Origin of the sequence: Bacillus sp. FSL K6-3200 (genome assembly GCF_038630485.1) — a bacterium.
Lineage (GTDB): Bacteria > Bacillota > Bacilli > Bacillales > Bacillaceae > Bacillus > Bacillus safensis.
The window spans coordinates 3557128-3580733 of the sequence record NZ_CP152032.1 but is presented as its reverse complement, the minus strand read 5'-3'; the positions used below and the strand labels follow the sequence as shown (position 1 = coordinate 3580733).

General features: G+C 40.5%; 18 protein-coding genes. All 18 read left to right on the top strand.

The features are described 5' to 3' along the window. Positions 1-7 precede the first annotated feature (7 nt). Positions 8-874, top strand: coding sequence for a 4-hydroxy-tetrahydrodipicolinate synthase (dapA, locus tag MHI60_RS18355; RefSeq protein ID WP_024427012.1), 867 nt, complete (start codon positions 8-10; stop codon positions 872-874). A 171-nt stretch (positions 875-1045) separates the two neighbouring features. After that, entirely contained in the window at positions 1046-2713 is a 1668-nt protein-coding gene (gene rnjB / locus MHI60_RS18350; protein WP_012010007.1) for a ribonuclease J2, read from the top strand. Positions 2714-3037: 324 nt separating this feature from the next. Next, positions 3038-3766 (top strand): ClpP family protease, encoded by a 729-nt coding sequence (locus MHI60_RS18345; protein ID WP_024424124.1) that lies wholly within the window; start codon positions 3038-3040, stop codon positions 3764-3766. Next, positions 3763-3999, top strand: coding sequence for a YlzJ-like family protein (locus MHI60_RS18340; RefSeq protein ID WP_008344712.1), 237 nt, complete (start codon positions 3763-3765; stop codon positions 3997-3999). Before MHI60_RS18345 ends, MHI60_RS18340 begins: the two co-directional genes overlap by 4 nt. A 110-nt stretch (positions 4000-4109) precedes the next feature. Further along, positions 4110-6482: a DNA translocase FtsK gene (locus MHI60_RS18335; RefSeq protein ID WP_144485259.1), complete on the top strand. Its 2373-nt coding sequence runs from the start codon at positions 4110-4112 to the stop codon at positions 6480-6482. A gap of 164 nt (positions 6483-6646) precedes the next feature. Then, a complete protein-coding gene (locus tag MHI60_RS18330; RefSeq protein WP_095408538.1) occupies positions 6647-7372 on the top strand; it encodes a GntR family transcriptional regulator in 726 nt (241 codons plus the stop codon). A 99-nt stretch (positions 7373-7471) separates the two neighbouring features. Next, on the top strand, positions 7472-8704 hold the full coding sequence (locus MHI60_RS18325) for an MFS transporter (protein WP_186318641.1): 1233 nt from the start codon (positions 7472-7474) through the stop codon (positions 8702-8704). 311 nt (positions 8705-9015) lie between these two features. Then, a complete protein-coding gene (locus MHI60_RS18320) occupies positions 9016-12132 on the top strand; it encodes an MMPL family transporter (protein WP_144485261.1) in 3117 nt (1038 codons plus the stop codon). A gap of 145 nt (positions 12133-12277) precedes the next feature. Beyond that, entirely contained in the window at positions 12278-13558 is a 1281-nt protein-coding gene (locus MHI60_RS18315; protein WP_144485263.1) for a pitrilysin family protein, read from the top strand. Further along, positions 13555-14847, top strand: a complete 1293-nt coding sequence (locus tag MHI60_RS18310) for a pitrilysin family protein (protein WP_111290998.1) — start codon at positions 13555-13557, stop codon at positions 14845-14847. Before MHI60_RS18315 ends, MHI60_RS18310 begins: the two co-directional genes overlap by 4 nt. A 152-nt stretch (positions 14848-14999) precedes the next feature. Continuing rightward, positions 15000-15476, top strand: coding sequence for a MarR family transcriptional regulator (locus tag MHI60_RS18305; protein WP_144470560.1), 477 nt, complete (start codon positions 15000-15002; stop codon positions 15474-15476). Next, entirely contained in the window at positions 15454-18573 is a 3120-nt protein-coding gene (locus MHI60_RS18300; protein WP_144485265.1) for an MMPL family transporter, read from the top strand. Before MHI60_RS18305 ends, MHI60_RS18300 begins: the two co-directional genes overlap by 23 nt. Before the next feature lie 28 nt (positions 18574-18601). Next, positions 18602-19333, top strand: a complete 732-nt coding sequence (locus tag MHI60_RS18295; RefSeq protein WP_095408545.1) for an SDR family oxidoreductase — start codon at positions 18602-18604, stop codon at positions 19331-19333. Between the two features lie 73 nt (positions 19334-19406). Next, positions 19407-19664, top strand: a complete 258-nt coding sequence (locus MHI60_RS18290) for a DUF3243 domain-containing protein (RefSeq protein ID WP_095408546.1) — start codon at positions 19407-19409, stop codon at positions 19662-19664. Positions 19665-19795: 131 nt separating this feature from the next. Beyond that, a complete protein-coding gene (locus MHI60_RS18285; RefSeq protein ID WP_003211480.1) occupies positions 19796-20587 on the top strand; it encodes a DUF3388 domain-containing protein in 792 nt (263 codons plus the stop codon). Positions 20588-20610: 23 nt separating this feature from the next. Further along, positions 20611-21510: a helix-turn-helix domain-containing protein gene (locus MHI60_RS18280; protein ID WP_095408547.1), complete on the top strand. Its 900-nt coding sequence runs from the start codon at positions 20611-20613 to the stop codon at positions 21508-21510. A gap of 75 nt (positions 21511-21585) precedes the next feature. Then, positions 21586-22167, top strand: coding sequence for a CDP-diacylglycerol--glycerol-3-phosphate 3-phosphatidyltransferase (gene pgsA / locus MHI60_RS18275; protein WP_047202208.1), 582 nt, complete (start codon positions 21586-21588; stop codon positions 22165-22167). Between the two features lie 16 nt (positions 22168-22183). Further along, positions 22184-23434, top strand: a complete 1251-nt coding sequence (locus tag MHI60_RS18270; protein WP_144470564.1) for a competence/damage-inducible protein A — start codon at positions 22184-22186, stop codon at positions 23432-23434. Positions 23435-23606 lie beyond the last annotated feature (172 nt).

Sequence of the window (23606 nt, the reverse complement as noted above, 5' to 3'; positions counted from 1 at the left end):
GAAAAAAATGAATTTCGGAAATATCGCAACAGCTATGATTACACCTTTTGATAAAAAGGGCAACATCGATTTCCAAAAGCTATCAATTCTCATTGATTACTTGTTAAAAAACGGCAGTGACTCTTTAGTCGTTGCAGGGACAACAGGCGAATCGCCAACTTTATCGAATGAAGAAAAAGTTGCTCTTTTTCAGCAATCGGTCAAATTAGCAAATGGTCGTTGTAAAATCATTGCAGGAACAGGCAGTAATAATACAAATGCGTCTATCAAACTAACGAAAAAAGCAGAAGAAGCGGGCGTTGATGCAGTGATGCTTGTCGTACCTTATTACAACAAGCCATCACAGGAAGGCATGTATGCACACTTTAAAGCAATTGCCGAGTCTACATCTCTTCCTGTCATGCTTTACAATGTACCAGGAAGAACGGCTGCGTCATTAGCACCAGAAACAACAATTAAGCTTGCACAAATACCAAACATTGTTGCCATCAAAGAAGCAAGCGGCGATCTTGATGCCATGACAAAAATCATTGCAGAGACGCCAGAAGATTTCGACGTATATTCAGGGGACGACAGCTTAACACTTCCGGCTGTATCTGTTGGTGCAAAAGGAGTTGTCTCTGTTGCGTCTCATATCGTAGGACTGGATATGCAGCAAATGCTGAAAAGCTATGCTTCAGGCCAAACAGCTAATGCAGCATTGATCCATCAAAAGCTGCTTCCAATCATGAAACAGCTTTTCTCAGCGCCAAATCCAACGCCTGTCAAAACAGCCCTTCAGCTGAAAGGACTAGACGTCGGATCTGTTCGTCTTCCGCTTTTGCCTTTGTCAGAAGAAGAGAGACTGGATTTAAGCAGCGTTTTAAACAGCTGATCAAAACAAAAGATTTCGTAAGCGGTCATTCTCAGATGTCCCTGAGTATGACCGTTTTTTATACATAAACACTTTCTTAAAATGTGACTTCATCTTGTTTTCTAAAATTAGATTCAGTTATAATAGCATTAAGCGATGATGGACGGGCTTGAGACTAGGAGGATAAGAATTTTGAAAAAGAAAAATACAGAGAACGTAAGAATTATTGCACTCGGAGGCGTTGGAGAAATCGGGAAAAACCTATATGTCATTGAGATTGATTCGGACATATACGTGGTAGATGCAGGCTTAATGCATCCAGAAAACGAAATGCTAGGCATTGACGTCGTCATTCCTGATATCTCTTATTTAACAGAACGTGCTGATCGGGTGAAAGCAATTTTTCTTACCCACGGACATGATGAAGCAATCGGAGGCGTATTCCATTGCTTGAGCAAATTGTCTGTACCAGTCTACGGAACGAAGCTGACCCTTGCGTTACTTCGAGAAAAATTAAAGCAGTATGGCTTCAATCAAAAAGCTGATTTGCGTGAGGTACATGCGAAATCAGTCATTACTTTTGAAACAACAAAAGTATCATTCTTTAGAACGAATCACAGCATCCCTGATTCAGTAGGGATCAGCTTCAAAACCTCTCTTGGTTCAATTGTATGCACAGGTGATTTTAAATTTGATCAAACCCCAGCGCTTAACCAAGCCTGTGACATCGGAGAGATTGCGAAAATTGGAAACAACGGCGTTTTAGCACTGCTTTCAGACAGTGCAAATGCTGAAAAACCAGGCTATACACCTTCTGAGGCGCTCGTCCAAGACGAAATCTCAAATGCGATGTACAATGCTGAAAATCGTGTGATTGTTGCTGTGTCTTCATCTAATATTAACCGCGTGCAGCAGATCATTAATGCAACAAATCAAAATGGCCGTAAGCTTGCCGTTGCAGGGAAGAATATGATGACCACCCTTCAGCTGGCGATCAAGCTAGGTTATGTTACAGCAGACGAAGAATTATTTGTACCCGTTCAAGAAGTGAAGAAAATGGCGAAAAACGATGTGGTCATTCTGACCGCTGGAAGCCACGGAGAACCTCTTGCTGCTTTAACAAAAATGGCGAAGCAAAATCACAAACAGCTTCATATTGAAAAAGATGACACGGTTGTGATTGCATCTACACCTCTTCCTGGACAAGAACTCACATACTCTAAAACAGTGGATTTCCTTACAAGAAGCGGAGCACAAGTCATTTTTGCGCAAAAACGAGTGCATGTATCTGGACATGGCTGTCAAGAAGAGTTAAAGCTGATGCTGAACTTACTAAAACCGAAGTATTTAATTCCGGTGAATGGTGAATATCGTATGCAAAAAGCCCATTCTCGTATTGCTGAAGAAGTAGGCATGAAACGCAGTGACATTTTCTTGATTGATAAAGGAGATGTTGTTGAGTTTAGAGGGCAGAACGTCAAAATCGGTGAAAAAGTTCATCAAGGAAACATTTTGATCGATGGACTTGGCGTTGGTGATATCGGAAACATTGTGTTACGCGATAGACGCCTATTGTCTCAAGATGGCATCTTGATTGTTGTCATCACGCTTGATAAACAAAAGAAACAATTAATTTCTGGACCTGAAATCATCACAAGAGGATTTGTCTATGTAAGAGAATCCGAAGAGCTGATTGTGAAAGCAACAGAAATGGTCAAAGGGATTGTCAAAGAGCAAACGGAAAACTCAATTGTTGAATGGTCAACACTGAAACAATCCATGCGCGATGTACTAAATCAATTCCTATATGAAAAAACAAAACGTAAGCCGATGATCATTCCAATTATTATGGAAGTGTGATGAGAAAAGCCCAAAGAGTATAAGCTCTTTGGGCTTTAGATTGTTGACAAAGTGCTAAAATGAACTTTATTTTAGCACTTTGTCTTCTTTTTAGCGTGATAGAAAACCTTTGCAGTCTAGAAAGGACGAGCACCGGAGCGGAGCGAATTTGACATTCGTGAGCACCGAAGCGCAGGACTGACAACGAATGCGAGGGTTTGTCTACACGCTAAGCCCAAGGAGCATAAGCTCTTTGGGCTTTTTTGATGTAGCGTGAGGAATGCGGATGGAATATGGCCTACTTGTTCATAATAGGAGAAGAGTTTGAGGAAAGGATGGAGACAAATGGACGAAAAAAATGAACAGCAGCCTGAGCGAAAGCCAGAAGAAAAAGATAGCATTATGAGCAAAATACAGCAGCTTGGTGAAACAGCCGTTCCACAGCTGCCGCAAGATACAAATATCCATTGCCTCACTATTATTGGACAAATTGAAGGCCACATGCAGCTTCCACCGCAAAATAAAACAACCAAATACGAACATGTCATTCCACAAATCGTAGCAGTTGAACAAAACCCTAAAATAGAGGGCCTTTTGATCATCTTAAATACAGTAGGAGGAGATGTTGAAGCGGGACTTGCGATTGCAGAAATGCTTGCTTCTTTATCGAAGCCAACTGTCTCGATTGTGCTTGGCGGCGGCCACTCCATAGGTGTCCCGATTGCTGTATCGTGTGACTATTCGTATATTGCAGAAACAGCCACAATGACGATTCATCCTGTGCGGTTAACAGGTCTTGTGATTGGTGTTCCGCAAACCTTTGAATACTTAGACAAAATGCAGGAAAGAGTCATTAACTTTGTCACAAGCCACTCCAACATTACAGAAGAGAAGTTTAAAGAGCTCATGTTCTCAAAAGGCAATTTGACAAGAGACATCGGAACAAATGTCGTTGGTCATGAGGCAGCGGAATACGGACTCATGAATGAAGTGGGCGGCGTAGGACAAGCGATTAAAAAGTTGAATGAACTTATCGGAGACAGGGCATCTCAAAACGAGGGGCTGATCCAATGATTTTATATACGCCTATGCCATATGAAGCCATTTATGCTGAAGAACAGGGAGAACGTAAACTTCAGCAAGTAAACATTCAAGGTGTGCCTGTGATGGTTGAAATGAAAGAAGATGAAGCAGAAATCGTTCAAGTCATGAGCACCAACCCAATGGATTTTCTCAATCAAGAGCTTGCACCAGGCAAGCGATTGAAGTTACATTTAGGCACCAATCAAACCGACTCATATGAATGATTCTATGCTATAATAAAGGGAAAACTTACAACAAGATGCAGCCAAAACCAGGCTGCTTTCTTTCTGATCTTTCGGTAGGTTATATTTTCTTTCGTAGTAAGGTGATGAGTATGGCTAAAAAGAGAAAACGGAAAACGAGAAAAAAACAAAATAAACAGCTAAAACTGAAATATGAACTAAATGGGTTAGTCTGTATTGCCATAGCGATCATTGCCATTTTACAGCTAGGCGTTGTTGGACAAACCTTTGTACATCTATTCCGATTCTTTGCAGGTGAATGGTTCATTCTCTGCCTTATCGGATTATTTCTTTTTGGTGTGACGATTTTCTGGAAAAAACAAATCCCAGATATTTTGACAAGAAGAAAAGCAGGTCTCTACTGCATCATTGCGAGTATCTTGCTTTTGTCACATGTGAAGCTCTTTCAGCATCTTTCATCTGCTGGTGTCATTGGCTCTCAAAGTGTGATTAGAAATACATTTGAGCTCTTCTTGATGGATATGAAAGGTGAAACAGGGTCGCCTGATTTAGGGGGCGGCATGATCGGCGCCGTCTTGTTTGCTGCTTCTTATTTCTTATTTGCACAAGCAGGCTCGCAAATTATGGCGGTTGTTCTCATGCTGATTGGAATCGTCCTGATTACAAACCGATCCCTTCAGGAAATGGTGAAAAAAGTGACGATTCCTGTATCACAATTTATGGTGAAGCAGTGGAAAGCGTTTGTTGAAGATATGAAAGGAATCAGGCAGGCGAAAAAGACCGCGTCCTCTCAAAAAACAAGTGAAAAGAAAAAACGTTCACGCATTCAAGAAGAAGACGAGGATGATCTGATCGTGATCGAAGAGGAAACGCCGTCTTCTGATAATAGCCAGCCAATTATTTCAAGCTTTGCAGACAGGGATGACATTCTCACACCGCCGGTTCAAAAAAAGCAGGCGGCAAAAGAAACAGATCCTCTTCAAGAGTCTGCGCAAAGTGCAGCAGTTCAATCAGAAACAGCCGATGAACCAAAAGAGGCGCCGCCGATGACGTTTACTGAACTTGAAAACAAAGATTACGAATTGCCGTCACTTGATATTTTGGCAGAGCCCCAGCATTCAGGTCAGCAAACAGATAAGAAAAATATATATGAAAATGCAAGAAAGCTTGAAAAAACATTTCAAAGCTTTGGTGTTAAAGCAAAAGTCACCCAGGTTCATTTAGGTCCAGCTGTGACCAAATATGAAGTATATCCAGATGTCGGTGTGAAGGTCAGCAAGATCGTCAATCTAAGTGATGATTTAGCCCTTGCACTCGCGGCAAAGGACATTCGAATTGAGGCGCCGATTCCTGGTAAATCAGCCATTGGGATTGAAGTTCCGAATGCAGAAATTGCTATGGTTTCATTAAAAGAGGTATTAGAATCGAAGCAAAATGACCGTCCAAATGCTAAGCTCCTCATTGGACTAGGCCGCAATATCTCGGGTGAAGCTGTGCTTGCTGAAATGAACAAAATGCCGCATTTGCTTGTAGCAGGTTCGACTGGAAGCGGAAAAAGTGTGTGTATTAATGGTATTATCACAAGCATTCTCATGAGAGCGAAGCCCCATGAAGTGAAAATGATGATGATTGATCCAAAGATGGTTGAACTAAATGTATATAACGGCATTCCGCATCTTTTGGCTCCTGTCGTAACAGATCCTAAGAAAGCCTCGCAGGCACTTAAAAAAGTAGTCAGCGAAATGGAACGCCGCTATGAATTGTTTTCTCATACGGGGACAAGAAATATTGAAGGCTACAATGATTACATTAAACGAATGAATCAAACAGAAGAAGCTAAACAGCCAGAACTACCTTATATTGTTGTCATTGTAGATGAGCTGGCAGATTTAATGATGGTCGCTTCCTCTGATGTGGAAGATTCTATTACAAGACTTTCTCAAATGGCTCGTGCTGCGGGCATTCATTTGATTATCGCTACACAAAGACCTTCTGTCGATGTCATTACAGGTGTCATTAAAGCCAACATCCCGTCCCGCATTGCCTTTAGCGTATCCTCACAAACAGATTCAAGGACGATCCTTGATATGGGGGGAGCAGAAAAGCTGCTGGGCAGAGGGGACATGCTGTTTTTACCTGTTGGTGCAAACAAGCCGGTTCGTGTGCAAGGTGCTTTTTTATCAGATGAAGAAGTGGAACATGTTGTTGATCATGTGATCACACAGCAAAAAGCACAATACCAAGAGGAAATGATTCCAAGCGAAGAAACGCAGGATCAGCTTGCGGCTGTGGAAGATGATCTATATGATGAAGCAGTTGAATTGATCATCGGCATGCAGACGGCTTCTGTTTCTATGCTGCAAAGAAGATTCCGCATCGGTTATACCCGGGCAGCACGTCTCATTGACGCAATGGAAGAACGAGGCGTTGTAGGACCATATGAAGGCAGTAAACCGAGAGAGGTTCTCCTCTCAAAAGAACAATATGACGAGCTCTCTTCATAAGTTGAAGAGAGCTTTCCTGAAAAATAGTAAACGATAGTATGATTATGTTAACTGGATGTCAGACTATTTATTTATTTGCAAAAACATGATATAGTTATGTTCAACTTATCTCGGAATAGAGATTTCTCATCTTATCATTTGCATTGATTAGACGGAGGGAAAACATGTCGACCAAAACAGACAATCGCCATTTATATTTGAAAGTGATTGACCGTATTAAAGAAGATATTCAAACAGGTGTATATGCCGAAAAAGAAAAGCTGCCTTCGGAGTTTGAGCTCTCAAAGCTTTTAGGTGTGAGCAGAGCGACACTGCGTGAAGCCCTTCGTATACTAGAAGAAGAGAAGTATTTAATTAGAAGGCATGGTGTGGGAACTTTCGTCAATTCAAGACCACTTTTTTCGACAGGCATAGAACAGCTGACAAGTGTCACGAAAATGATTGAGCAGGTCAATATGACGCCTGGTACCATCTTTTTATCCTCGCAAGAAGGTGAACCAACAGAGAATGATATCATTCGTTTTCAATGTGATGAATCTGATGGGATTTTTTCAATGGAACGCGTTCGAACGGCAGATGGACAGCCAGTTGTTTATTGTTTAGATAAAATTCCAGTCAAACATCTTCCCGCTTCTTTTACACATGAAGAAGAGTCTCTTTTTGAGCTGTTTGGAAGAGAACCGCACAACGGGATTAAATATGCAGTTGCTGACATCGAACCAATTGGCTATCACGATCAAATCTCACCGATTCTAGATTGTGACCCTGAAACGGCGTTATTATTACTGAAACAAATGCACTATGATCAAGATGATCAGCCGGTCTTATACTCCCTCAATTATTTTCGAGCGGATAAATTCAGCTTTCATGTCATACGCAAACGATTTTAATAAGCAGTCGCTTCCATAGGCGGCTGCTTTTTGTTTGCCCATACATAATACTCGTCAAACTTGCCACACTAATACGTAACAGTATATAGAATTGGGTGAATGATGTTGGGCGAGAAAACAGTCAGTAAAAAGAATATCATTGCATTATCATCAGTGCCTCTAATCATGACACTAGGGAACTCGATGTTAATACCAGTATTGCCAGAGATAGAAAAGAAACTCTCGATCACTTCCTTTCAAGTCTCTCTCATTATTACGGTATATTCGGTTGTAGCAATCTTATGTATTCCAATTGCTGGTTACTTATCAGACCGGATTGGGCGAAAAAAGGTACTGCTGCCGTGTCTTTTAATCGCTGGACTTGGAGGGGCTGTGGCGGCAGTCGCCTCAACGATCATGAAAGAACCGTATATGTGGATTCTGTTTGGCAGGGTCCTTCAAGGTGTTGGTTCAGCTGGAGCGGCACCTGTCGTTATGCCATTCATAGGAGATTTGTTTCATGATGATGAAGAGGTAAGTGCAGGACTTGGCGCCATTGAAACCTCTAACACAGCAGGAAAGGTACTAAGCCCAATTATTGGGGCACTTCTTGCTTCATGGTTTTGGTTTGTGCCGTTTTGGTTCATTCCGTTCTTTTCGATCATCAGCTTTCTCATGGTACTGTTCATGGTAGAGTCGGCGAAAAAAGAGGAGGACCCGCCTACATTTAAAGAATTTTTAAAATCAACAAAGACCATTTTTAAGCATGAGGGACGCTGGCTTTATGCCATTTTTGCTATTGGCGGTTTTATTATGTTTCTTCTTTTTGGTGTGCTTTTTTACTTATCCGATAACCTAGAGGCGGCTTATCAAATAAAGGGCGTCAAAAAAGGGCTCCTGCTGAGTATTCCGCTCCTTTTTCTATCAATCAGTTCCTACATAGCTGGAAAAACGATTGGAAAAGAAAAAGGAAAAATGAGAATCTTTTTAATCGTAGGGATGGCTTTGTTATCACTTTCTTATATTTTTTTATGGTGGAATCACAGCTTTTACTTATTGTTTATCTGTTTAAGCATTGGCGGAGTTGGCATCGGTATTGTGCTGCCTGCACTTGATGCGCTGATTACAGAAGGAATTGAAAAAGAGCAGTGCGGTACCATTACGTCATTTTATAGCAGTATGCGATTTATCGGTGTTGCTTTAGGACCTCCGATTTTTGCTTATCTTATGGATAAAGGGGACTCCATTGTTTTTATTCTCTCGACCATTTGCAGTCTCATTTCACTATTTTTGGTCCTCTTTTTCATCCAGCCAGATGAAGAGGATGAGAGTGAACAATTGAAAACGGTTTAAATATAGAAAAAAGATGGTATTTTGCCATCTTTTTTCTTTTTTATAAATTGACATGTAAAATTTTGATAGTTAAACTAATGTATAGTAATATCTTTTAAATTATCCCAAATCGGAGGTGTTCAAAAACATTCATTTTCTGTCTTTCTTTAGGCAGAAATTGAGCTCGCGTGCTGATGATGGAGATGTGTTTCTTCAACACGTAAGGACAATTGAATAGGTCATCCTGCCATTTGAAGGAGACGCAGTCAGCACTTCAGACACGCTCAAATACAGCAAATTGATTGATGAACTAGAAGGAGCTTGAAGCAGCTATGTTGCAAATAATTAAAGCAAGATGGATTGTATTATTGGTGTGGATGATAACAGCTGTGATTCTGTTTATTACTGCGCCCGATTTAGAGGAATTAACAAGAGAAAAAGGGCAATTAAAGGTTCCGGAGGGGACACCAACAGCTGAGGCACTTCAACTATTGGATAAGCTGTCAGATAAGAACGGGAAAAAAGATACAGGTGTGCTTGTATTCTCCGAACAACATCTGTTCCCTGCGAAAGAGCAGGAATTAAAAAAGGCTTTAGCTGCACTTACGACACATGCCCCAGAACTCCACATTGACGGAATTACTTCGTATTTTCATGTAGATCCGGACATTCAAAAACAACTTTTATCAAAGGATAAAAGTACACTTCTTGTTCCATTCAAATTCGACCACTACGAAACAAAAGCTGTGAAGATTAAAGAACAAATTGAGGAAGTTTTAAAGCCCTATCATGTCTCATATGAAATAACGGGTCAAAAATTTGTGGATTCAGATGTCATTCAAAGCTCTCAACAAGGTCTGAAGAAAACTGAACTTATTACGATGATTTTTATTTTCTTTATTTTAATAATTGTTTTCAGATCGATATTAGCACCTGTTGTTCCGCTCATTACGATAGGCATTTCTTACGCTGTCAGCCGGTGTATTGTGGCTTTTCTCGTAGAATATACACAATTTCCTCTATCTAATTTTACTCAGATTTTTATGGTAGCCATTATGTTCGGTATCGGAACGGATTATTGCATCCTGCTGTTAAGCCGTTTTAAAGAGGAGATCGGTCAAGGCCGTGATGTCAAAGAGTCGATTATCATCACGTATCAATGTGCAGGGAAAACGGTATTTTTCAGCGGCTTAGCCGTGTTAGTCGGTTTCTCAAGTATTGGATTTGCTAAATTCCAATTGTATCAATCAGCCGTTAGTGTTGCCGTTGGAGTAGGCATTCTGCTGATAGCCCTTGTCACCATCGTTCCCTTTTTTATGTCTGTTTTCGGAAAATCTCTATTCTGGCCGTCTAAAAGAGAAAACATTCAGCACCCGCAAAGTAAAATGTGGGAATGGGCTGGGCGTTTTTCATTTAAAAGGCCGCTGATCAGCTTAGGGTTAGTCGCTCTTATTACGGTACCTCCTATTCTGATGTACGACGGCACCCTATCTTATAACAGTTTAAATGAAATTGGGAATAAGTATGAGTCGGTGTCTGCATTTAATACGATATCAGAGCAATTTGGCTTTGGTGAAGCACTGCCGCTGAATGTGCTTGTCGAAAATGATGATAAGCTAGATAATCAAGAAAAAATTGTCATGATTGAAAAACTGACTCGTAAATTAAATGACATTGACGAAGTCAAAACAGTCCGCAGTGTCACGCGTCCTGTTGGGGACGGGCTGAGCCAGCTTTATGTCACCTCTCAAGCGAAAGAGCTGGGAGGAGAACTTGGCAAAGGCCATGAAGGAATCGGGAAAATTTCAGATGGTTTGACCGAAACAAATCTCGCCCTCCTCAAACAAAAACCAAAAATTGAAGAATCCGCTCAAGGCATTGACCAGCTGATTGATGGAACAAAAGCAATCAAAAGCGGTATCGGAGAAGTCAGGGAATCTCTTATCTCTTTAGAAGATGGGGTGAGGCGCAGTAAAGATGGCGTCGGCACCATTCGAAGTAAAATCAAAGAAGCGAAAAAAGAATTAGAGCAAGAATATCGCAGCAGCGAAACGATGATTCAAGAGCTTGAGCGAGTGGTGAATACACTGGAACGCCATGCGAAATCGAATCAGCAGCTGATGACAACCATTAAGAAAGTAAAGGCATCCTATGAAAATCTATCATTTGAAGCATTAGAAAATCGTCTTCCAGAAGTAAAAGATATGGATGAATATAAAGAAATCAAGAAAGTATTCAAAGAAACAAAAGGAATGCTTGATCAAGCAGGGGATCAAATGAGTGTATATGAAAAGGAAGCCGCTCACTTTAAGCAAAAGATCAAGCAGGCAGATCAAGTGATTCAAACCTTATCAAGCAAGCAAAAAGAAGTGAAACGCCAAGTGCAAGCGCTCATGGATGGGCTTGATCAAATTTATGACGGTCTTGAACAAACAAATGAGGGCCAAAAACAATTGATTAAAGAAATGCCTAAAATTGAAGATGGTGCAGATCAGCTGACAGACGGTCAAAAATCCATCAAAAAAGGATTTAGCCAGCTTTCATCAAAACTTACATTATTAACAGATGGATTAGATGAAAGTATTCAAGGGCTTGAACAGGTCAAAAGCGGCTTCACCGAGGCTGACGGCTACTTAAAGCAGCTTCAGCAAGCGCCAGATGAAGAAGTAACGGGCTGGTTTATTCCAGAAGAAGTACTGAAACGCCAAGAATTTAAGCAAATTTTTCATACGTATATGTCTCCAGATCGTAAATTAACGACTTTTGAAGTCATCTTAAATGTGAATCCATACAGCAATGAAGCGATGAAAGGTGTCGCGAAAATTGAGGAAACACTTGATCAATATTTACCTGTGAGTGGACTCAAAAATGCCAAATACGGTGTATCTGGTATCTCAAGTTTAAATGTGGATTTAAAAGAAACGTCTGACGGTGACTTTATTCGAACAGTCATCTTCATGTTAATTGGTATTTTTATTATTTTAATTATTTTATTACGGTCAATCGTCATGCCGATATACTTAACACTTTCACTGATTTTAACGTATTTTACATCGATCGGGTTAACAGAATGGATATTTAAAACATTTTTTGGCTACGATGGTGTCAGCTGGGCTGTCCCATTTTTCAGCTTTGTTATACTTGTGACGCTCGGGATCGATTATTCAATCTTCCTCATGGATCGTTTTAATGAATGGAAGGGAGAGCATGTACAAGCATCCATGATATCAGCGATGAGAAATATGGGGTCTGTCATTATTTCTGCAGTGGCTATTTTAGCGGGTACGTTCGCCGCTATGCTGCCATCGGGAGTATTATCACTTGTTGAAATTGCAACGGTCGTACTCATTGGACTTTTATTGTATGCTTTTGTTGTATTGCCGCTCTTTATTCCGGTCATGGTTCGGATTTTTGGTAAATGGAATTGGTGGCCGTTTAGAATGAAATAACGACTGGCGTCTCTGCTATGAGCAGAGGCGTTTTTATTTCCTATCCTTTCCTCTGATTGATATAATGTCTATTAAATGGCTGTTTTACGTATATATCAGCTATGTTCTAATACATAATAAATAGGATGAACAAAGGAGGTTTCTCATGACGTACTTACAAGAGAAGACACTGGACACACCTGGTCTTCATACTCATATTGTCAAAACAGAAAAATTTAAAACCGTGACAATCCTTTTTAAAATGCTTGCACCGCTATCCAAAGATGACGTCACCATGCGTTCTCTTTTCCCGCATGTGCTGTTAAGAGGAACAGAAAAAATGCCGAAAACAGGAGCATTGCGTGCCTATTTTGATGAGCTCTATGGAGCAACCGTTTCTGCCGACATGGCGAAAAAAGGTGAGAATCACATCATTACCTTCCGCCTAGAAATGGCGAATGAAAAATATTTAAAGGATCAAACCCCTTTACTAGAAAAAGGGATTGCCTTACTATCTGACCTACTATTCCACCCGTATGTTGAAGATGGGGTGTTTAGTCAATTATATGTAGATCAAGAAAAACGCACTTTAAAACAGCGAATTCAGGCAGTTTATGATGACAAAATGCGTTATTCGAATTTAAGACTCGTGCAGGAAATGTGTAAAGGTGAACCATATGCATTGCATGTCAATGGTGAAATGGAAGACATCGACGCAATCACACCTCACTCACTCTTTGAAGCTTATGAGCATGCGCTGCAATCAAACCAGCTTGATCTTTATGTTGTCGGAGATGTTGACGAACAGGATATCAGCCGAATGGTCTCTCAATACTTTAAAACAAGTGAAAGAGAACCAGTCCAACAGCAGGCTGAATCAACAAGACCTCAAAATGAACCAAAAGAAGTCATTGATGAAGAGGACGTGAAACAAGGCAAGCTGAATATCGGATTTCGCACACATACAACCATTGCCGATAAAGATTATCCGGCGCTGCATTTGTTTAATGGCATATTCGGCGGTTTCTCGCATTCTAAGCTATTCATCAATGTTCGTGAAAAAGCAAGTCTTGCGTACTACGCTGTGTCTAGACTTGAGAGCTTTAAAGGTTTGATGATGGTCATGTCAGGGATTGAAGTCGGCAACTACCAGCAGGCAGTAGACATCATCAAAGAACAATTTGAAGCAATGCAAAAAGGTGATTTTTCAGATGAAGCAATTGATCAAACAAAAGCAGTCGTCAAAAACCAGCTGCTTGAAACGATCGATACATCTTATGGGACAGCAGAATATTTGTATCAGCATGCCGTTGTGCCAACTGGGGAAACCCTTGATTCCTTTTTAGAAGCATTAGACCGTGTGACAAAAGAGGATATCATCAAAGTGGGTCAGAAAATCGAATGGGATACGACCTATTTTCTTAAAGGAACGGAGGGTGCTTCATGACAGTGAAAACAATTCAATTCGATCAGCTGCAAGAAACGGTCTATCACGAAAAAATGGAAAGCGGACTTGACGTCTATGTGCTGCCAAAGCAAGGGTTTAACAAAACCTATGCGACCTTTACAACAAAATATGGCTCTGTCGATAATGAATTTGTGCCGCTTGGCAAAGAAGACATGATTCGAGTGCCTGACGGTATTGCGCATTTCTTAGAGCATAAACTGTTTGAAAAAGAAGATGGAGACGTGTTTCATACATTTAGTAAACAAGGAGCATCCGCAAACGCTTTTACAACGTTTACGAGAACGGCTTATTTATTCTCAAGCACCTCAAATGTCGAACAAAATCTTGAGACACTCATTGATTTTGTTCAGGAGCCTTATTTTACTGAAAAAACAGTCGAAAAAGAAAAGGGCATCATTGGCCAAGAGATTAACATGTATGATGACAATCCGGACTGGCGTTTATTCTTTGGTCTGATTGAAAATTTATATCAAGAGCATCCTGTGAGAATTGATATTGCTGGAACAGTAGAGAGCATTGCCCCTATTACAAAAGATCATTTATATGAATGCTATGAAACGTTCTATCATCCGAGCAATATGCTTCTATTCGTCGTCGGTCCAGTTGATCCGAAGCAGATTTTAGATCAAGTCAGAGCGAATCAGGCGAAAAAGCCATTTACAGACCAGCCAGAGATTAAACGAAAAGACATCAATGAGCCTGAAGGTGTGTACCGGAAAGAATACGAACTTCCAATGAACGTACAAGGCTCTAAATGTATGTTCGGTTTGAAAACAAAGAACCCGCACAAAAAAGGAAATCAGCTGCTAAAGCATGAGCTTGGGATGAATCTCATTTTAGAGACGCTGTTTGGCAAAAGCTCCTTACAATATGAACAGATGTATGAAAAGGGCTTAATTGATGAAACATTCAGCTACGATTATACCGAAGAAGGCGGCTTTGGCTTCACTTCAGTTGGCGGGGATACAAATGATCCTGATCAACTCGCAAAAGTATTAAAAGAAACCCTTCTTCAAGCAAAAAGCCTCATGACAGAAGAGAAAATTGAGCTTGCACGCAAGAAAAAAATCGGCAGCTTTTTAAAAGCCATGAATTCTCCAGAATACATTGCGAACCAATTTACTCGATATGCATTCTTAGATATGAGCTTATTTGATGTCGTCACAGTACTGGAACAAATCCAATTAGACGATATTCAGCAAATTTTAGATGAAGAAATTGATGAAGAACGGATGTCTGTTTTCAAAGTCGTCCCGAAAACAAAATAAAATAAAAAAAAGACAAACTCAACGTATAAGAGTTTGTCTTTTTTGTGTCCAGCGGAAGAAAGCGCTTTATATGTGAGGATATTGATTGACAATTGTTTTGGTAATTAGTTAAACTCTTTAATAGTTAAACAATTAAACTAAAGGAGAAGCATATGGTACAAAATAAAATTGCACAGCTCATCCAGAGGTATGCGGACGTCTATCTCATGGTGGAGAAAAAAGTATCGAGTATGATCACGGAAAAGCTGGATAAAGAACTGACACTTGATCAATATTACTCGCTTCGATACATCAACTTACACCCAGGATGTACATCAACAGACCTTGCCATCGAATGTAATGTCAATAAAAGTGCTGTGACATCCATGACTAATCGTCTTTTTAATAAAGATTATATTTATCGAGAGCATGATCAAGCTGATCGAAGAAACGTTCATCTTTACGTGACACCTGAAGGAAAAGACGTGGTCAGCCGAATGGAGAAGCAGCTTCAGGATCTTGTTCGGTCTTATTTAGAAAAGTTTGATGAAAAGGAAATTGAATCATTTATTCAAACATATGAAAAGATTTATCAAATTATCATCGAAGAGGAGGCACAACATAGTAATGAGAGCAATCATAAAAGGTAGATGGCTGATCACGATCCTCTGGGTCGTACTAGCGGCAGTATTACTCATCACCGCTCCTAATATGGCACAATTAACTAAAGAAAAAGGTCAAATTTCTGTTCCTGATGGTTATCCTTCTTCCTACGCCGATCAATTATTAAAGAACATGTCTAAAAATGGGGATACGGAGAAATCGATCGTCATGGTTTTCCAAAATAAGGATATCGTTAAAGAAAGAGAAACCTCTTTAAAGAAAGCAATGGAGATATTAGAAAAGGATCAAGACCTCCATGTGCAAGACATCACTTCTTATTTTGATGCAAACAAAGATATCAAAAAACAAATGCTCTCTAAAGATCAAACAACACTTCTTGTTCCAGTTACATACGACTCGAACAAAATCAAAGCATCCGATTTTAAAGAAAGAGTCAATGAAAAGCTAAAGAGTCTGAACCTGACATTTGAAATGACAGGGCAACCACTGATCGACGATGATGTCATTACAAGCTCGCAAGAAGGTCTGAAAAAAACGGAATTCATTACAATTGGGTTTATTTTAATTGTTCTTGTGCTTGTCTTCAGATCGGCAGTAGCACCATTCGTTCCTTTAGTGGCAGTGGCGCTTTCTTATTTAATCAGCCAATCGATTGTGGCTTACCTAGTAAAGTATGTTGATTTTCCGCTCTCGACCTTTACTCAAATTTTTATGGTCGCCATCATGTTTGGGATTGGTACCGACTACTGCATCTTATTGCTAAGCCGGTTTAAAGAAGAACTATCTCATGGAAAAGATAAGATTGAGGCTATTATTACAACATATAAGACGGCAGGTAAAACTGTTTTATTCAGCGGAATTGCTGTCCTCATTGGTTTTACGTGTATCGGTTTAGCCCAATTCCAACTGTATAAATCAGCTGTAGCGGTTGCAGTTGGTGTCGCCGTGCTAATTGTGGCACTCCTCACGGTCGTTCCATTCTTTATGGCGGTTTTAGGAAAAGTGTTATTCTGGCCGATTAAAGGAAATATTGCCCACCCGCAATCGAAAATGTGGGAAACAGCAGGTCGTTTTTCATTTAAGAAACCACTTTTCAGCTTGTTAATCGTTGCAATGATTGCCCTTCCGCCGATTCTCATGTATAAAGGGACACTTTCATATAACAACCTTGACGAAATCGGCAATAAATACGAATCCGTCAATGCATTCAATACCATCTCTGACAAATTTGGACCAGGTGAAGCTCTTCCAGCAACAGTTGTGGTAAAATCATCTGATCTTTTAGACAATAATAAAGGCCTGATTGCTGTTGAAAAACTCAGCCGCGCGATCGAACAAACAGATGGCGTCAGTAAAGTGAGAAGTGCCACCCGTCCTGTTGGTAAAGGGTTGAATGATCTTTACGTGAAATCTCAAGCCAAAGAGCTAAATAGCGGGCTTGATAAAAGTAATGAAGGGTTGAAAAAGATCCAAGATGGACTTGCGAAAGCGAGTAAATCTATTGAAGATCAAACTCCACAAATCAAATCATCAGGAAAAGGCATCAACCAACTCATTTCGGGTACTGAGTCGGTACAAACGGGTATTCAAAACGTCGAGAAATCGTTGAAAAAACTAAAAGACGGTATCGATCAGAATAAACAAGGTGTTGCTAAAATTAAAAATGAAATAAAGACTGCGAAAAAAGAACTAACGGATCAGGTTGCACAAGTAAACCAGCAAGTGACCTTATATAAAAACATTTCCAAAGAATTAAAAGCAGCATTGGCACAAGTCGATACATCATCCTCTGCTGCAGCGGATGTAAAAGCTTTGATCAGTCAAGCGAATAAACAATTCAGTACACTTGAGAATCAAATTCCGCAAGTAAAAGAAAATCAATCGTATCAAGCCATCAAAGCTTCCTATAATGAACTTTCTGCTACTTTGCAAGAGGGTGCTAAACAGGCAGACAGCTATGCAAAACAAGCAAAAGAAGCCAAAAAGCAGCTTGAAGCAGCAGATGCTTTTATCGCAAAAGCCTCAGAGCAGCAAAAAGTGTTTACAAATAAAATCGATGAGCTGATTGCTGGCTTAGAAGCCATTGAAACTGGACTGAATCAAACATCTAAAGGCCAAGGACAGTTAGCAGATAGTATGCCTCAACTTGAAAATGGTGCAGGTAAAATCATTGATGGTCAAAAACAAATGAAAGAAAAGGTTGGAGGCTTTGGTGATGAGCTCACCAAACTGACAGATGGTCTCAATAAAAGTGTAGATGGACTTGAGAAAATTTCAAACGGCTTAATGGGTGCAGGAGACTACTTAGATGAACTGAAAAATGCACCAGATCAAGACATGGCCGGTTGGTTTATTCCAAAAGATGTCCTGAAAAATAAAGCATTCAAGCAAGTATTTGATTCATACATGTCGGATGACCGCAAGATGACAAAGATTGATGTCATTTTAGAAAACAATCCATATGGGAACGACGCCATGAAAACGATTAAACAAGTAGAAGCTTCGGTAGAACGTGCACTTCCTGAAACAAATCTAAAAGATGTTTCATTTGGCGTATCTGGTGTATCAAGTATGAACGCTGATTTAAAACAGCTGTCAGACCAAGACTTCAATAAGACGGTTCTTTACATGATGATCGGTATTTTCCTGATACTGGTGATTCTGTTCCGTTCTCTCGTTATGCCGCTTTACTTAGTTGGATCGCTGATTTTGACTTACTTCACTGCGATAGGTGTAACAGAATTTATTTTCACCCATTTCTTTGGATATCCGGGCATTAACTGGGCGGTTCCATTCTTTGGCTTTGTTATATTAATGGCGCTCGGAGTCGACTATTCGATTTTCTTAATGGAGCGGTTCAATGAATACAAAACAAAAGACATTCAGTTTGCGATGACCGAATCAATGAAGAATATGGGCTCTGTCATTATGTCTGCTGCTGTTATTTTGGCAGGAACATTTGCAGCCATGCTTCCATCAGGTGTGCTGTCTCTCCTGCAGATTGCAACACTTGTCCTCACAGGACTTTTACTGTACGCACTCGTTGTGCTACCATTGTTCGTACCTGTGATGGTGAAATTGTTCGGATCAGCCAACTGGTTTCCATTTAAACGAAAAGAATAGGTATTCTATATAGAAAGAAGGAATCAATGTGACGAGTCGTTGGGCGCTGATTACGGGTGCCAGTGGCGGGATTGGGCAGGCAGCAGCCAAAAAGCTTGCCCAAGAAGGCTGCAACCTAATGCTCCATTACCATAAAAATGAACAGGCAGCTGTACGTCTTGCCGCTCATTTGGATGAGGCATATCACATTCAGACGCACGTCGTTCAAGCAGATTTAGCTGTAACGGGCGGAGCAGATGAGCTTGTCAGCCGTCTGCCGCTCTTTCCAGATATTCTTGTTTTAAATAGCGGCAAGAGTCATGTCGGATTGGTGACAGACACAGAAAAAGACGTATTAGCCAGTATGGTGCAGCTTCATGTCACAAGTCCATATGAGCTTACCCAATCCCTTTTACCTGCCATGATTCAAAAGAAAGCAGGCCATATCATTGCGGTCAGCTCGATATGGGGAGAAACGGGAGCATCGTGTGAAGTGCTGTACAGCATGGTCAAAGGTGCGCAAAATGCGTTTATTAAAGGATTAGCAAAAGAGCTTGCTCCAAGTGGAATTAGAGCAAACGCTGTCTCACCAGGTGCTGTCAAAACAGATATGATGAATTGTTTTACGCAGGAAGACATTGCAATGCTGGAAGAAGAAATCCCGCTTGGCAGGCTTGCATCGCCTGAGGAAGTTGCAGATGTTATTTGGTTTCTCGCCTCAAAACAGTCAAGTTATATCACTGGTCAAATTTTATCTGTTAATGGCGGCTGGTACTGTTAAAAAACGTGTATAATTCGTCTCTCCATGACAAAAGCTATGGCTGTAATTCATCTTTTCGAATGGAGGAATCGACATGTCTGTACTTGAGAACTGGGACCATTGGAAAAACTTTTTAGGTGATCGCTTAAATCATGCGCAGGATAAAGGTTTAGAAGATGATACCATCAATAACCTTGCGTATGAAATTGGCGGATATTTAGCTAACGAAGTTGAGGCAAAGAACGAGCAGGAAAGAGTACTTGCTGATCTTTGGAGCGTTGCATCAGAAGATGAGCAGCGTGCCATTGCAAATATGATGGTCAAGCTAGTTGAAAATAATAGCTCGCACTAAACAAAAAGAGGGGTCGTTTGTGCCTCTCTTTTTATTTTAACCGTTTCACAACATTGTGCTTTCTAAAAATGTGAAAATGCTTTATGATAAAGGAAGGTAAAAATTTGCCACAATGAAGGGGGTAATATCATTTGGCAAAGCTCGAATGGTATTTTGAATATGAGATACAGGTAAACCGTCCCGGACTTTTAGGAGACATTTCTTCTCTAATGGGGATGCTTTCAATTAATATTGTGACAATCAATGGTGTTGATGTATCAAGACGCGGAATGCTTTTGCGCTGTGACCACACAGATCAAATTAAGCGCCTTGAATCAATTTTAAATACAATGGAAACGATAAAAGTAACGAAATTAAGACAGCCAAAGCTTCGTGACCGCTTAGCTGTTCGTCATGGAAGATACATACAGCGTGATGCGGATGACAAAAAGACGTTCCGTTTTGAAAGAGACGAGCTCGGTCTTCTTGTTGATTTTATGGCTGAACTCTTTAAAAAAGAAGGACATAAATTGATTGGGATTCGCGGAATGCCGCGTGTCGGAAAAACAGAATCAATTGTGGCTTCAAGTGTTTGTGCAAGCAAGAGATGGCTGTTTGTATCGTCTACTCTTTTGAAACAGACGATCCGAAGTCAGCTGATCGCAGATGAATACAGCCCAGATAACGTCTTTATTATTGATGGGATTGTGTCGACAAGAAGAGGTTCTGAGAAGCATTTGCAGCTTTTAAGAGAAATTATGAGACTGCCGGCAACCAAGGTGGTTGAGCATCCAGACATCTTTATTCAAAATTCAGAATATACAATGGATGATTTCGACTATATCATTGAATTGCGTAATAGCGCAGACGAAGAGATTACATATGAACACGCTGAAGAACCACAAGTGTTTGATCATTCTGGTTTTTCTGGCTTCGATTTTTAATATGGTAATGGTAGGTGTTTGTTTTGACTGAATTGGGAAAACGGCTCATTGAGGCCAGAGAGGAAAAAGGGATGTCGCTGGAGGATCTTCAGACGGTTACCAAGATCCAAAAGCGCTATTTGCTAGCAATCGAACAAGGAAACTATGATATTATTCCAGGTAAATTTTACGTCAGAGCGTTTATTAAGCAATATGCCGAAGCCGTTGGACTGAATCCTGAACAATTGTTCGAAGAATTTCGTAAAGATGTTCCAAGCACGTATAACGATGAAGTATCGGATAAATTATCGAATATTAAGCCGCAAAGAGAGCTGCCAAAGCCTGCCTCAAAAGTGCTTGAACTATTGCCGACAATTTTAATTATTGGAGGCATCCTTGTGGTCATCGCCATCATTTATGTGATCGTGCAGGCGGTCAATCATGATAGTGGACAGAAGAATAATCAGGCGGCCCCTCAGCAATCAGAATCTAAATACGAAGTATCTAAGGATTCATCTCTTGCAAAAGATCAAAAGAAAAAAGAAAAAACTTCGTCAGATGCTAAAGAAAAATCATCTAAAAAAGACGATTCATCAAAAGACGATGAAACTGTATCTTTAAAGGCGACGAATACAGAAGGCTCGACAACAACGTATGAAGTATCAGGTGCAGACGAAATGGAGTTAACCATTTCTGCCTCGCAAGCTTCATGGTTGCGCGTAAGAGACGAATCTGGAAAAGTGCTGAAGATGGGTGAACTAAAAGATGGCGAATCGTTTAAAACAGACCTGTCTGATCTTGCTCAGGTCGACATCCGTCTAGGCAATGCGTCTGGAATTGATATCAAGGTAAATGACGAGAAACTTAAGTACGAATTAGACCCTAAGAACACCATGACACAAAACATTGTGATTGTGAATAAAGGAAAGGAAAAGTCATCTTAAGCAAGTAGATGACTTTTCTTTTGTTCCTACTATTATATATACATAAAAAATTGCATTATTGGAGGATTGGATTTCATGTTTAACTTACCGAATAAAATAACCCTTTCTAGGATCGCCTTGATCCCTGTTTTTATGATCATTATGCTTGCACCGTTTGATTGGGGTGTTGCGCGCTTTGGCGACGTCAGCATCGAAGTGACGCATCTTGTTGGAGCGATCCTGTTTATTGTCGCTTCAACAACTGACTGGATTGATGGATACTACGCACGTAAGCTTAATTTGGTGACAAACTTTGGTAAATTTTTAGATCCGCTTGCAGATAAATTGCTTGTTTCAGCTGCTTTAATTATACTTGTTCAATACAACCTCACACCGGCATGGATGGCGATTGTAATCATTAGCCGTGAATTTGCTGTAACAGGTCTAAGGCTTGTATTAGCTGGAGGCGGTGAAGTGGTGGCGGCGAATATGCTTGGAAAAGTGAAGACATGGGCGCAAATCATTGCGATTTCAGCACTTTTACTGCATAACCTTCCGTTTGAACTTGTATCATTCCCGTTTGGTGATCTAGCGATGTGGGTAGCGGTGTTCTTCACTGTTGTCTCAGGCTGGGATTACTTTGCAAAAAACTGGGAAGCTTTAAAGAATTCTAACTAAAAAGGACGTGTACGCTTTGAAGTCAGAGAGAAAAGCAGAAATTATTGCAGTCGGTTCCGAACTATTGCTAGGGCAAATTACGAATACGAATGCACAATTCATCAGCAAACAACTAGCTGAAATTGGTGTGAATGTTTATTACCACACAGCAGTTGGTGACAATCCAGAGCGTTTAAAACAGGCCATTCAGGTGGCGCAGGAAAGATCTAATTTTATTATCTTCTCAGGTGGTCTTGGACCAACTAAAGATGACTTAACAAAAGAAACGATTGCGAGCACGCTCGGGAAAGAGCTTGTGCTAAATGAAGAAGCATTTGAATCGATTCAAGACTACTTTCGAAAGACCGGCCGCGATATGTCACCGAACAACCGTAAACAGGCGCTCGTTCTAGAAGGATCTGATGTGCTTGTGAACCGTTTTGGGATGGCCCCAGGTATGTTTGTTCAAGAAGACGATACGTTTTATATGCTTCTTCCTGGACCGCCAAGTGAACTGCACCCGATGTTTGAAAATGAGGCAAAGCCGCTGATTTCTGAGAAACTTGGCTTAAAGGAAAAAATCGTGTCTGTTGTTCTGCGTTTCTTCGGAATCGGTGAATCGCAGCTTGAAACAGACCTAGAAGACTTAATTGATGCTCAAACGAATCCGACGATTGCACCACTTGCATCTGACGGTGAAGTGACGCTAAGGCTAACTGCTAAGCATGAGGATGAAAAAGAAACAGAGCGTCTGTTAAAAGAAACAGAAACGAAAATTTTAGCGCGGGTAGGTGAGTATTTCTACGGATATGGGGATACATCACTTGTCCGCGAAGCGTCCAAAGCCTTGCACGAACACGGAAAAACAGTAGCAGCAGCAGAAAGCCTGACTGGCGGAATGTTCTCCGAATGGCTGACAGATCTCGAAGGAGCGTCATCCATTTTGAACGGAAGTGTGGTTTGTTATACAAACCAAGTCAAACAGCAGGTACTTGGCTGCCGGGAGGAAACATTGTCTTCCCATGGCGCTGTCAGCAAAGAGTGTGCTTTAGAGCTTGCTGAAGGGGTTAGAAAGCTGACCGGAAGTGATATTGGCATTAGCTTTACGGGTGTAGCAGGCCCTGATACCCATGAGGGTCAGCCTGTTGGAAAAGTGTTCATTGGTCTATCGACAAAAGACCAGACGGATGTGTTTGAATGGATGTTTACAGGCAGCCGGTCGGGCATTCGAAAGCGTGCTGTGAAATATGGTCTGCATCACTTACTCAACTTATTAAAAGAGAGTTAATTTTGTTTTTTGTTAGGTTTACTCCTTTATATAAGAGCGTTTTTTCTAATAGAAAACACTCTTTTCTTAAAAGATCTGCCGAGAAAAAAATCGAATATGTGTTCGTTTTTTTCTTGGCAAATGACGTAAAACAAGGTATAGTATAGATAGTGGAATTGATAAAGGAGGAAAC